A 12,873-nucleotide genomic window follows, 5' to 3' on the forward strand; every position below is an offset into this window, starting at 1 on the left:
GTATACAAAAAATCTGATGCTCTGCCTGCATACTTCCTATGTTAATTAGCTTATACCCGGCAGACAGCAAGCATACTTTGCCCAAAATACAAAGAGCCCTGACCTTGCGGACAGGGCTCTTTGTCAGTTCCTATTGGCTTAACCTAAATAAGGCTTCAGGGCTTTGCTTCTGGATGTATGACGCAATCTGCGGATCGCTTTCTCCTTGATCTGGCGTACACGCTCACGGGTCAGGTTGAACTTCTCCCCAATCTCTTCCAGCGTCAGTGAATGCTCACCGTTTAGTCCAAAGTAGAGTGTAATCACGTCAGCCTCACGCTTGGTAAGGGTAGACAGGGCGCGCTGTACTTCTTTGCGGAGCGAGTCGTTCATCAAACCGGTGTCAGGTGATTCTTCGTCTTCGTTCTCCAGCACGTCCAGCAGACGGTTTTCTTCTCCCTGTACAAATGGTGCATCAACAGACACGTGGCGGCCAGAGATCTTAAGCGTGTCAACCACCTCAGCGGTTGTCAGTTCAAGTACCTCTGCAATCTCTTCCGGAGAAGGCTCGCGCTCAAATTTCTGCTCCAGTTCAGAGAATGACTTGGAGATCTTGTTAAGAGAACCAACACGGTTCAGCGGCAGACGCACAATACGAGACTGCTCGGCCAAAGCCTGCAGAATAGACTGACGGATCCACCAAACAGCATATGAGATAAACTTAAAACCTCTTGTTTCATCGAAACGCTTGGCAGCTTTGATCAGACCCAGGTTCCCTTCGTTAATAAGGTCGCCTAGCGACAGGCCCTGGTTCTGGTACTGCTTGGCCACCGACACAACGAAACGCAGGTTAGCTTTGGTTAACTTCTCAAGTGCAAACTGATCTCCCTCTTTGATTCTCTGAGCAAGCGATACCTCCTCATCTGGCGTAAGCAAATCGACTTTACCAATCTCCTGAAGGTATTTGTCCAGCGACTGGCTTTCGCGGTTGGTGATCTGTTTGCTTATCTTGAGTTGTCTCATCAGAGTATATTGTTATTACAAAAAATGTGAAAATCTTAATCCCGGGCTCGGAGTGGTAACATTAGAAAATCGCGCAAAGTTCTTACATTTTAAGAATAAAATCAAGAAGCTTTTGCGCGCGGGCAAAACATAATACTCCTGACGCCACTCCGACTTATACGGAACGGGCATCAGGAGTACAAATTAATTTGATTATTGTTGTGGTTCAGCGCCCGGCTTAGGCAATATAGCCTTGCGTGACAGCTTAAACTTACCGGTTTTCTTATCCACGTCGATCAGTTTCACTTTCACTTCTTCGCCGATCTCTAACACGCCATCCATGGTCTCGAGGCGCTCGTGCTTGATCTCGGAAATGTGCAGCAAACCGTCTTTACCTGCCATGAATTCCACGAAGGCTCCGTAAGGCTGGATAGATTTCACTTTACCAATGTAAACCTCTCCTATCTCAGGCTGTGCAACGATCGCTTTGATCTTGCTCACCGCATTGTTCATAGAATCTTGGTTGCTGGCAAAGATGTTCACATGGCCCTTCTCGTTCTTCTCTTCGATGATGATCGTGGCACCCGTGTCTTTCTGGATCTGCTGAATCACTTTACCGCCCGGTCCGATTACAGCACCGATGAATTCCTTGTCGATCACGATGTTAAATGAACGCGGCGTGTGCGGCTTGTAATCAGCGTTAGGAGCAGAAATGGTCTTATTCATCTCGTTGAGGATGTGCAGACGGCCATCTTTTGCCTGTGCAAGTGCCTGGCTCAATACTTCATGTGACAAACCTTGTACTTTAATGTCCATCTGGCAGGCAGTGATACCTTTGCTGGTACCAGCAACTTTAAAGTCCATATCACCCAGGTGGTCTTCATCACCCAGGATATCGGAAAGCACAGCAAAGTTACCAGTACGCTCGTCCGTGATCAGACCCATCGCTATACCTGATACGCCATCCTTCACAGGAACACCGGCATCCATCAGTGCCAGAGATCCGGCACATACGGTTGCCATAGAAGAAGAGCCGTTTGACTCCAATATATCTGACACGATACGGATCGTGTATGGGTTCTCAGCGTCTGCAGGAAGCACTTTCTTAAGAGCGCGCAAAGCCAGGTTACCGTGACCAATCTCGCGGCGTCCAGGACCTCTGTTTGGCTTCACCTCACCAGTAGAGAAGGCAGGGAAGTTGTAGTGCAACAAGAATTTATTCGTTCCTGATACCATGGCACTGTCGATCATCTGCTCATCCAGTTTGGTACCCAGCGTCACTGTAGTCAAAGACTGAGTTTCGCCACGTGTGAACACAGCAGAACCGTGGGTAGCTGGCAGGTAGTTTACCTCAGACCAGATCGGACGAATTTCGTTCAGTTGGCGGCCATCCAGACGTACACGGTCATTCAGGATCATGTTACGAACAGCTTCCTTCTCCACATCGTGGTAGTAAGTCTTGATAAGCGTCATGTCATAGCCATGCTCCTCACCTAGCGACTCTACAAACTCGTTCAACACAGAAGCGAATCCTTCTTTGCGCTCAGACTTGTTGGCACGGCCACGCTTGGCTACTTCATAGGCCTTCTCGTAAGTAGCATTGTATACCTTCTGACGCAGTTCGTCGTGATGTGTTTCATGCGAGTACTCACGCTTCTGGAGTTTACCTACCATTTCGGCAAGGTCCATTTGGGCGTGGCACTGTACTTTAATTGCTTCGTGTGCAAAGGCGATTGCCTCGAGCATCTCTTCTTCAGACACCTCGTTCATTTCACCTTCAACCATGGCCACGCTGTCCATAGAGCCACCAACGATCATGTCGATATCGGCGCGCTGAAGGTCAGAAGCAAGCGGGTTGATTACAAAATGACCGTCGATACGTGCTACGCGTACTTCAGAAATAGGTCCGTTGAATGGAATATCAGAAACTGCAAGTGCTGCAGAAGCTGCCAGTGCGGCAAGCGCATCCGGCAAAATCTCCGCATCAGCAGAGATCATATTTATAGTCATTTGTGTTTCAGCATGGTAGTCGCCCGGGAACATAGGGCGCAGGATGCGGTCAACCAAACGAGAAATCAGAATTTCGTAGTCAGAAAGGCGTGCCTCTCTCTTAAGGAAGCCTCCAGGGATCTTTCCAGAAGAAGCAAACTTCTCCTGATAGTCTACTGAAAGGGGAAGAAAGTCAACTCCCTCACGGGCTTCTTTGTTAGAAACAACAGCTGCAAGTAGCATGGTGTTACCCATTTTTACTACGACAGAACCGTCGGCCTGCTTGGCTAATTTACCAGTTTCGATAATGATCTCCCGGCCATCCGGAAGAATGATTGTTTTTGTGATCGCGTTTTGTGACATCTTCAATTATTGTTTTAGCATCAAATAGAACAGGGCTACCGTTTGCAACCGCTGCTGGGGGTACTGGCAAAGAGGAAGGGAATAAGGAAAGGGGCAGAAAAAATTAGGGAATCCCTGTCAGAAATTCCCTAATTTTCTATAAGCTTATTTACGGATACCTAGTTCGGCGATGATCGCTCTGTATCTTTCAATGTCATTTTTCTGCAGGTAATTCAGAAGTCTTCTTCTCTTACCTACCAGCTTAAGAAGACCAAGACGAGTGCCGAAGTCTTTCTTATGAACCTTCAGGTGCTCTGTCAGATCAGCAATGCGCGTAGTGAACAGCGCGATCTGGCCTTCTGCAGAACCCGTGTCTGTTTTAGACTTGCTCAGGCTGTGCTTTTCAAAAATTTCTTGTTTCGCTTCAGTAGTTAATTTCATTGCGTATAAAAAATATCAATCTGTTATAATCAGTGGATAGTTTCCCGTATAAGCCGCAAAGTTAAATAAAATATCTATATTAAAAAACTTTTTACGGCGAGTTATTTAGTCGTAGCGCTATATTTTACTGCGTTTCAAACGGGTCATCAGTTTGCGCCAGAAGTCTACTTCCAGCAGGCTGGAATCGTTTTGTGCCTGGTAAAGGAAGAACATGCCAATGGGCAGCAGAATGGCATTTGCGCCCCACATCCCCATCTCCACCGAAATAAGCCCTTCCCTGGCCCACTTCTCTCCCAGTATACCCAGCACATACATCACGATAAAAAACATGATGGAAATGATAACAGGCACACCCAAACCACCTTTTTTTATAATCGCTCCCAGCGGCGCTCCGATCAGAAACATGATCATGATGGCAAAGGACTGTGTATACTTTCGCCAGATCTCAATTTCGTAGTTGTTCGCATCACGACTGAGGGTGGTTACCCGTTCTCTGTAGCTTCCGGTAAAGCTCTTCACATTACGGGCTTTATTTGCCGCTGCCAGCAAGACATCCGCCGAAATCGGGGCCAGGGCCTTTTTCTCGTGCAGCGTGTCTGGCAGTGTTTTAGTAAGTGGCAAGCCATTCTTCACCTGCCCCGTATCTGCCTTAAAATACATATAGAACGGATCCACGTTGGGGGCGTAGAGCCGTTGTTCACGTGCACCAGACCGGCGCAACGAGTCCGTTACAGCTGTCAGTTGCCCAATGTCCTTCATCATTTTGTTATCCGAGAAAAGCTCTTCGCGGGTACGGCCCAATTCAAAAGAAGCCAGACTGAAAATAATCTTGGTGGCATCAAACTTCTCCCGCACAAACTGTTCCGATGAGTTTTGGAATCCCCCGTTGTTCTGATCGACGTATGTATTCCCGCGAAACAACTCCAGAATCAGGTAATTGTCATTGTACTCGGTATACATCTGCCCAGAGTCGGCCAGTATCACAGTGGTATTGTTGCCTCCCTTGGAGTGATCATAGATCATAATGTCGCGTAGGGAGCGGCCATCATTCAGCTTTTCGTTAATCTTGATGCTATAACCGGGCAAACCATTGTAAAAAGCACCTTCCTTAAAGTTCATGGCTGGCTTCTTCTGCCTGATATCCCAAAGCAGACTATAGGCCTTCAGGTTTGCCTTCGGAACAACATAATTATTGAAGAAAAAGGCTCCAATGGAAAGTGCGACCACAAAAAAGGCGACCGGGCGCAAAATACGTGGCAGGGCTACACCCGACGTTTTAATGGCAGTGAGTTCGTGGTGCTCACCGAGCGTTCCGAAGGTCATCAGCGCAGAAAGTAGCACCGCAAGCGGCAATGCTACAGGCGCCATATTGATGCTGAAATAGAACAGCAACTCTGCAAAAACGTCGTACCCCAGGTCTTTCCCTACCAGTTCATCGAGGTACTTGAGCATATACTGCGTGAGCAGAATAAACTCCACGATGGCAAACGTGAGCAGGAAAGGGCCGGCAAATGATTTAAGTATTAGCTTATCTAGTTTCTTCATGTGGGCCAATTGGCATGCGGGCGTCAAAAAACCCGGTTAGTTTCTTTAACACCGGACTTTCAAAAATCGTGCAAAGATAAGCCTTTGGTGATAAGATGTGCTACCCTCCTACTATTTCGCGAAGTTTCTGCATCAAGTGCTCCCACAGTTCTTCCAGTTCTTCTTCATCGTTCTCCTCTGAGTAATCCAACACTTTCAGATACTGCTCCTGCGTCAGTTCACTTGTTTCGATTGAGAAATCGATATAAGATGGATCAGATGTATGCGATTTGTCCTCATTCAGGAAAAGGAAGCGGACAGAGCGATTGGTACGGTGGCTCGTCATCTCAGCAAAATGGTTGCGCCCGTCCCAATGGAAGTTGAACACCTTGTCCTCGTTTATGATAACATCGTCACAAAACCACTGTGAAAGGCCACTTGGAGTGCTCAGGTATGGGTATAGCAACCGGGCTGATGCATTTATCGGATACTCACGCACAAATTTCGTCTTTGTTGCTTTCATTATCTGTTATTGTAAGTGACTGAGTAAGTATAGTATTAATTTCTGATTTGCTAAATATACAGAAAATAAAATATTTTTTTGTGCACCAATTGTTGCTTTTTTAAAATCATACCCCTTATATTTGCACCACAATTCGGCGGGGTAGCTCAGATGGTTAGAGCGCAGGATTCATAACCCTGAGGTCGGCAGTTCGATTCTGCTCCCCGCTACAGAGCCCTGGATTCACATCCAGGGCTTTTTTTGTGCCCTTTCTACTCTTTCTCAAATGATTTCAGCAAAAGGCGCGGCTGAATGTTCACCATCACCCATCCCCAGTCAGCGTAGGCAGAAGCATGGCCGGGCTTGATCGCTTCCATAGAATTGCTTGCCAATAAAGTACTATACCCGATCGAAAACTGCATCTGGTCGGAATGCTTGTAATGGAGCACTGCATCGATCTCTGAGCCTAAGTAGCGGCTACCTGTAGCAGGAAATGATTCGGTTGCACTCAGGTTTTTAGCTAGTGCGAAGTAGTGGTAGTCCAGCGAAAGGCTATACCTGGACTTCGGGCTATAGTTGACCTTTAGGTAATTGTTGTGCAGGCCGCCTTGCCTCGTGTCAGCCGGAACAATGATAAAGTAATCCATGAAGCCATAGTACTTATGGTTGGTCGCATAGAGCGTGTTAAAAGAACGCACTTTGCCTTCATGGCCGGCCATACCTGACAAATAGTTAGTGCCAATGGTAAACCGGAATGGCTGGAAAGTATAAGCCGCTTCTGCCACTGCCAGGTAAGCCCCGATCTTCTTTCCACTACCATGTTCGCCCGATTGCCTGTAAAACGCACCATTTAATTGCACCCTTTCCTGCTTATAGTTCAGGTCCAGTCCATAGGTATGACGGAAGTATACACCCCCTACTGTGTCAGGCCGTTGAAAACCATCGCTGATGTGCATAGCTGAAACAAACAACTGGTCGCTCAGCTGTTTTTGCGCCCATAGAAACCCCAACACTTTGTAATTATTCATGCGATAATGCGTGTTAAACAAAGTTTCTTTTTCCTGGTTGAAAGCTCCGCCGGCATCCAGGCTTATACCTTGCCACCTTGCTTTGAGCACTAGCCCGTCATGGCTGCGGGCCTGCTGCACCCAGTCTACATTGCCCAGCAAACGGTCATTGTTGTAAACAAACTCCTGCCGGCCGAGCCTGACAGCAATCTTGTCTGTCAAAGCAAACTCACCCCAGGCTTCGTGCATGGCCATAGACGGGATATCTTTTGAGTGCGGCTCATCGCCCCATACCCTGACGTCCTGCAAGCTGAACCGCATCTGTACGTTATCCTGTTTATAGTCCAGTGTGAGTCTGGAGCGTTGGCTCACAAAGAAAGCACCATTCGGACCGTCAGGCAGGCTTTGGTAGCCATTACGCCACTCTGCTCTGGACCTAACCTGCGGTGTCAGGTATAACTGGGCCAGAGCCGTTTCCAGCGGCAGCCACACAAGCACCAGGAGCACCAGTAAGTTTTTTGTAAATTCTATTTTCATACCCGCATCGTTTTATAAAGTAAAAAATGCCGGCAGGTGCGCACTAAGCAAAATTTGTCAGCTAATGTGCACGCTGCCGCTTCGATGCGAAATAGGTCAACTCCATACCTTCGTGCGATGACTGACATCATGCACAAAGATGACTTTGGTTAGTTTGCGGGAGGTATAAACGCAAGAAGGGCCTGACTTGCGTCAGGCCCTTCTTTGTCATATAGCGAAAGTAAATTACTTTACCTTGTCAACGATGCTTTTGAAAGCTTCTGGATGGTTCATCGCCAGGTCAGCAAGTACTTTGCGGTTCAGGTCGATGTTGGCCTTCTTCAGAGCGCCCATTAGTTGAGAGTAAGACATGCCATGCTCACGTGCACCTGCGTTGATACGCTGGATCCAAAGGGAGCGGAAATCTCTCTTTTTCGCTTTTCTGTCGCGGTAAGCATAAAGCAAACCTTTTTCAATTGCGTTTTTCGCAACTGTCCAGACATTCTTGCGACGGCCAAAGTAACCTTTGGCCATTTTCATCATTTTCTTTCTTCTGTGTCGCGCTGCGACAACGTTTACCGATCTAGGCATTTCTAAAAAGTTTTGGCGGCTGGTGATTAAGTTTTAATCTTCAAAAGACCAGGCACCGGGTTCGTACTAAAAAATTAACCGTTCTAACTCCGGGGAATTAGATTTGAAGCATGAGTTTCACTCTGTCCATATCAGCTGTGCTAACAAGGCCAGTGTGAGTCAAGTTACGCTTCTGCTTCGTCGTCTTCTTGGTCAGGATGTGGCTTTTGTAAGCGTGCTTACGCTTAATTTTGCCAGTACCTGTCAAAGAAAAACGCTTCTTTGCACCAGATTTTGTTTTAACTTTTGGCATGTGTATATAATTAATTAAACAGATTACTTTTTAACAGGAGGTGCTACTTTCGGAGAGAGGATCAGGAACATTCTTTTTCCTTCCAACTTTGGAAGTTGCTCCACTTTGGCGATATCCTCAAGGGCCTGCGCAAATTTGAGCAAGAGAATCTCACCTCTTTCCTTAAACACAATCGTACGACCGACAAAGTGCACATACGATTTGATCTTAAACCCACTTTCCAGGAAAGACTTCGCATGCTTCAGCTTAAACTCAAAGTCGTGGTCATCTGTATTAGGGCCAAAACGGATCTCCTTGATGACTACCTTCTGAGCTTTGGCTTTCATCTCACGGGTTTTCTTCTTCTGCTCGTACTTGAATTTCGAGTAGTCGATGATACGGCATACCGGTGGATTAGCAGTTGGCGAAATCTCAACCAGGTCAAGATTCTGCTCGTTCGCTATTTTCTGAGCATCTCTGGTTGAGAACACTCCCTGCTCTACATTGTCACCAACTAACCTGACTTCTCTGGCAGTTATTTTATCATTGACTTTGTATGGCTCTTCCACTTTTCCGCGTGGGATGTAGCGCTTGTTTGGCGTAGCTATAGTTTTACCTCCTTAAGTTTAGTTTCTATAATCAGGGTGCAAATATCGCACATTTTATATCAAGAAAAAAATATCTCGGGCTAATTGTTCAGCATCTCTGCAATTTTTGACTGAAAGAGTGCGATGAACTCATCTACCGTCATCGTGCCCAAATCGCCTTCTCCGTGCTTACGTACCGACACAGCTCCGTTTTCCTGTTCCTTCTCGCCTACGATCAGCATGTAAGGTACTTTGCTCACTTCTGCATCACGGATTTTACGTCCGATCTTCTCGTCACGGTTGTCAACAAAACCCCGGATATCATCCTGCTGCAGTCGGTCGTATACCTGCTGAGCAAAGTCCTGGTACTTCTCTGAAATAGGCAGAATAGCGAATTGCTCCGGGCTCAGCCACAACGGGAAATTGCCACCACAATGCTCGATCAACACGGCTACAAAGCGTTCCAGCGAGCCAAAAGGCGCACGGTGGATCATCACAGGACGGTGTTTAGCGTTATCAGCACCAATGTACTCGAGCTGGAACCTTTCTGGTAAGTTATAATCTACCTGAATAGTTCCCAGTTGCCATTTACGGCCCAGCGCATCACGCACCATAAAGTCGAGCTTAGGTCCGTAAAACGCGGCTTCGCCCAGTTCGGTTACAGTAGTGAGTCCTTTCTCGGCAGCGGCTTCGATAATGGCACTCTCAGCCTTCTCCCATACCTCATCAGTACCGATGTATTTTGTCTTGTTCTCCGGATCGCGCAGTGAAATCTGGGCAGTATAGTCTTCAAAACCAAGTGCGTTGAACACGTACAGTACCAGGTCGATTACTTTAATAAACTCGTCCTTCACCTGATCCGGACGGCAGAAAATATGCGCATCGTCCTGTGTAAAACCACGCACACGTGTCAGGCCGTGCAATTCACCGCTCTGCTCGTAGCGGTACACGGTACCGAATTCAGCAAAACGAACCGGCAGCTCTTTGTAAGAACGCGGACGAGTCTTATAAATCTCGCAATGGTGCGGGCAGTTCATCGGCTTGAGCAAGAATTCTTCGTTCTCGTTCGGCGTCTTGATCGGCTGGAAAGAATCGGCACCATACTTCTCGTAATGGCCGGATGTTACATACAACTCCTTGCTACCGATGTGTGGCGTAACCACCGGCTGATAGCCTGCTTTTACCTGTGCCTTACGCATAAACTGTTCGAGTCGCTCGCGAAGCAGTGTCCCTTTTGGCAACCACAACGGCAAGCCCATACCTACCTTTTCTGAGAAGGCGAATAACTCCAGCTCTTTGCCCAGCTTGCGGTGGTCACGTTTTTTGGCTTCCTCCAGACGTTCGAGGTATTCTGTGAGTTCCTTTTGTTTCGGGAAGGTGATACCGTAAATACGTGTCAGCTGCTTGCTCTTTTCGTCGCCACGCCAATAGGCACCGGCCACGTTCATTAGCTTGGCAGCCTTTATAAAACCAGTATTCGGAATATGTGGTCCACGGCAAAGGTCTACAAAGTTACCCTGGGTATAGAAGGTAATAGTACCGTCTTCGAGGTCCTGGAGCAAGTCCAGCTTGTACTGGTCACCTTTTTCGGTGAAGTACTTAATGGCGTCGGCCTTAGAAACTTCCTGACGCACATATTCATTCTTAGTGCGTGCCAGTTCCAGCATTTTCTGCTCTACTTTAGCGAAATCATCCTGCGAAAACGTCTTGCCCTCACCCAGGTCCACATCGTAGTAGAAGCCGTTCTCAACTGGCGGTCCGATACCAAATTTTATACCTGGGTATAGCGCTTCGAGTGCTTCAGCCAATAAGTGAGCAGATGAGTGCCAGAACGTATTTTTGCCCAGATCGTCGTTCCAGGTAAGCAGTTGCACGCTGGCATCTTCTTCTATGGGGCGTGACAGATCCCAAACGGAACCGTTCACTTTTACGGCCAGCACATTGCGGGCAAGTCCCTCGCTAATGCTGGTGGCGATCTCGAGGCCTGTTACACCTTTCTGATACTGGCGTACAGAGCCATCTGGCAAAGTGATGTTGATCATATTTTTTTATTAGTGTCGTTTTAAAAACCCCGCTGCCTGACAGCCATACTGTCGAGCTGGGGTCTGGGTCTTTCTAATCTGTATCGGAGCCGGGACACACTTTGTCTGGCGTAAGTATGTTTCGGCTCAATGGCCAGCATACGCTCGTAAGTTCGTAATGCTGCCAGGTTCTCCCCTAGTCGCTCCAAACTGCTTGCCCGCACACTCAGGTATTGGAGCAATTTGCTATACCTGGGCGCCTTGTCCAGGTGCTGCAAAGCCAGTTCATACTCCCCTGATCCATGCTGCAGTTGTGCCATCTGATAATGAGCTCCCTGCATTGTATCAGACAGAGCGAGCACTTTCTCAAAGCTGGCCAAGGCACTGTCTTTGCGGGCTGTCTGCAGTTGAAGCATCCCTTTGAAGTGCCACAGCTGTGGATCTTCCGGCAACAGCTTCAATCCTTGCTTTGTGTGCTTGCTGGCCTCTGCAAGTTCATGCTGTGCCAGGTATAGCCCCGCCAATGACCGGTGCGTTTCCGCAAAGTCAGGCTTTAGTTCCAGGGCTTTCTGGTATTGCCTGATGGCAACTGTTGTATCACCTGTCACTTCTAACACCCTACCCTTGTAATAGACTGCGTGTGGATCGTCAGGCGATAACTCAAGCGCCTGACGCGCAAAACCTCTAGCTTTTTCATATTCGCCATTGTCCAGGTATAACTCTGTCAGAAGTACATAAAGCGATGAACTTTCGTAGGAGTTTCGCTCTGCCCGCAAGGCAAAGGGAAGCGCTGCTTCACGCCGACCCATCAGGTATAGCACCTGTGCTTTCACAAAGTAGTTGGCGGGCTCTTTCGATAGCCGGATGGCTTCGTTTACATCGCTAAACGCCTTGTCCAACTCTCCCTGTCGCAGCAGCACCATCGCCCTTCTTGCATACAGACTACCCTCTCGCTTCGACCGCTCAATGGCATTGCTCAGACTCACCAGTTGTTTTGCAGGATCCTCCACAGCTACGGCTTCCAGGTCGACCATCCGCTCTCGTGTACCTTCTTCTTTGCCGCAACCGGAAAGCATCACTATCACCACTACCCAACTTAAGGCCCAACGAGACATCATGTGCTGTCTTTTCTTACAATCTAGATTGGCGCTAAATTATAGATAATTTGCCTAAATACCGACAAATTGACCACCTTATAGTTTTGAATCAACACAAAGGGCCTGCTTCCGGAAAGAAGCAGGCCCTTTGTGTTGCCTTTGTATCCTGTTACTTCTGATACTCCTGCAACATAATTTTACAGCGCCTGCTTAACTCCAGTTCGTCCTTCGTTTGCAATTCAAGGTTCTGGGCCATGGCACGCTGCAGCGTATACACACAGGCTTCCTTATTTTTCATCTCCTGATAAATATTTGCCAGGTCAAAGTAATAGCGCAGGTTGTTTGGATTATGCAAAATAGCCATCTCCATAGCATAAATCGCATCCTTGTTAGTAGCAGATTTCTCTGTCATACCTCCTAGTATGACTTTATAGGCCGTAATTTCGGCAAAGTTGAGGTTTGCCATTTTAAAATACCAACGCCCCAGCAGATGCCAGGCATCCGCGTGCTTGTCATCAGCTGCCAGAGCCCCGTCAAGGTATGACTTTGTTTCACTGATCATAGCCAACCGCTGCTTCGGCCCCGAAACCATGGCCAATGAGGCTAGTGAAAGTGCCATAGCATAATTGGAACGGGCATCTGTAGAATCTAATAGATAGGCACGGTGGGCATACGCTTTGGCGGTGCTGAAGTGACTAATCTTACGGCTGTCATCGGAGAAACGGTTCCCCATCAGGCTGTGCAAAAGACTGGCATGGCAAAGGGCCTCAAAATTTGATTCGTCAGCGGCTATAATTTGCTCATAAACAGCCAGAGCCTCTGTTTCTTTATACTGCTCTTTTAGCTCGTAGGCCTTCTTTAAAAGCACATCATGCCCGGAATCACCCAGTGCGTCCAGCGGACGAACGAGCAAGCCGAGCATGATGAACAGAATGGGTATAGCTTTGAAAAATATTCGCATAATCTGTAATAAGCAACCTAATATATTGCTTTAAAACGACTTA

The 12,873-nt window shown here is 47.6% G+C and carries 12 protein-coding genes and 1 tRNA gene; 1 reads left to right on the forward strand and 12 read right to left on the reverse strand.

The genetic code is table 11. The features are described from left to right. Positions 1-138: 138 nt before the first annotated feature. The 5 genes from K3G39_RS17120 to K3G39_RS17140 form a co-directional block, all read right to left on the reverse strand. Complete coding sequence (locus tag K3G39_RS17120) at positions 139-1,002, reverse strand: RNA polymerase sigma factor RpoD/SigA (protein ID WP_007656436.1); 864 nt, start codon at positions 1,000-1,002, stop codon at positions 139-141. Between the two features lie 192 nt (positions 1,003-1,194). Beyond that, the gene (gene pnp, locus K3G39_RS17125) at positions 1,195-3,333 is read right to left on the reverse strand and encodes a polyribonucleotide nucleotidyltransferase (protein ID WP_220627397.1); all 2,139 of its coding nucleotides are present in this window, start codon (positions 3,331-3,333) and stop codon (positions 1,195-1,197) included. 144 nt (positions 3,334-3,477) lie between these two features. Continuing rightward, the gene (gene rpsO, locus K3G39_RS17130; RefSeq protein ID WP_116543530.1) at positions 3,478-3,753 is read right to left on the reverse strand and encodes a 30S ribosomal protein S15; all 276 of its coding nucleotides are present in this window, start codon (positions 3,751-3,753) and stop codon (positions 3,478-3,480) included. A 117-nt stretch (positions 3,754-3,870) separates the two neighbouring features. Next, positions 3,871-5,298 carry an LptF/LptG family permease gene (locus tag K3G39_RS17135; protein WP_220627398.1) on the reverse strand — a complete coding sequence of 476 codons (1,428 nt, stop codon included), beginning with the start codon at positions 5,296-5,298 and terminating at the stop codon, positions 3,871-3,873. A 100-nt stretch (positions 5,299-5,398) separates the two neighbouring features. Then, positions 5,399-5,800 (reverse strand): START-like domain-containing protein, encoded by a 402-nt coding sequence (locus K3G39_RS17140; RefSeq protein WP_220627399.1) that lies wholly within the window; start codon positions 5,798-5,800, stop codon positions 5,399-5,401. A gap of 135 nt (positions 5,801-5,935) precedes the next feature. On the opposite strand from K3G39_RS17140, the gene K3G39_RS17145 reads away from it, so the two are divergent. After that, positions 5,936-6,009: transfer RNA gene (locus K3G39_RS17145), tRNA-Met, on the forward strand. Positions 6,010-6,051: 42 nt separating this feature from the next. On the opposite strand, the gene K3G39_RS17150 is transcribed toward K3G39_RS17145, so the two are convergent. From K3G39_RS17150 to K3G39_RS17180, 7 genes are all read right to left on the reverse strand, one after another. Continuing rightward, the gene (locus K3G39_RS17150; protein WP_220627400.1) at positions 6,052-7,323 is read right to left on the reverse strand and encodes an alginate export family protein; all 1,272 of its coding nucleotides are present in this window, start codon (positions 7,321-7,323) and stop codon (positions 6,052-6,054) included. 225 nt (positions 7,324-7,548) lie between these two features. Beyond that, on the reverse strand, positions 7,549-7,893 hold the full coding sequence (gene rplT, locus K3G39_RS17155) for a 50S ribosomal protein L20 (protein WP_220627401.1): 345 nt from the start codon (positions 7,891-7,893) through the stop codon (positions 7,549-7,551). A 97-nt stretch (positions 7,894-7,990) separates the two neighbouring features. Beyond that, positions 7,991-8,185: a 50S ribosomal protein L35 gene (rpmI, locus tag K3G39_RS17160; RefSeq protein ID WP_076666337.1), complete on the reverse strand. Its 195-nt coding sequence runs from the start codon at positions 8,183-8,185 to the stop codon at positions 7,991-7,993. A 23-nt stretch (positions 8,186-8,208) separates the two neighbouring features. Further along, the gene (infC, locus tag K3G39_RS17165; RefSeq protein WP_220627402.1) at positions 8,209-8,733 is read right to left on the reverse strand and encodes a translation initiation factor IF-3; all 525 of its coding nucleotides are present in this window, start codon (positions 8,731-8,733) and stop codon (positions 8,209-8,211) included. 119 nt (positions 8,734-8,852) lie between these two features. Then, complete coding sequence (gene thrS / locus K3G39_RS17170; RefSeq protein ID WP_220627403.1) at positions 8,853-10,793, reverse strand: threonine--tRNA ligase; 1,941 nt, start codon at positions 10,791-10,793, stop codon at positions 8,853-8,855. 20 nt (positions 10,794-10,813) lie between these two features. Beyond that, the gene (locus tag K3G39_RS17175) at positions 10,814-11,890 is read right to left on the reverse strand and encodes a lipopolysaccharide assembly protein LapB (protein ID WP_220627404.1); all 1,077 of its coding nucleotides are present in this window, start codon (positions 11,888-11,890) and stop codon (positions 10,814-10,816) included. 148 nt (positions 11,891-12,038) lie between these two features. After that, positions 12,039-12,830 carry a hypothetical protein gene (locus K3G39_RS17180; RefSeq protein WP_220627405.1) on the reverse strand — a complete coding sequence of 264 codons (792 nt, stop codon included), beginning with the start codon at positions 12,828-12,830 and terminating at the stop codon, positions 12,039-12,041. Positions 12,831-12,873 lie beyond the last annotated feature (43 nt).

Source organism: Pontibacter sp. HSC-14F20, assembly GCF_019599265.1.
Lineage (GTDB): Bacteria > Bacteroidota > Bacteroidia > Cytophagales > Hymenobacteraceae > Pontibacter.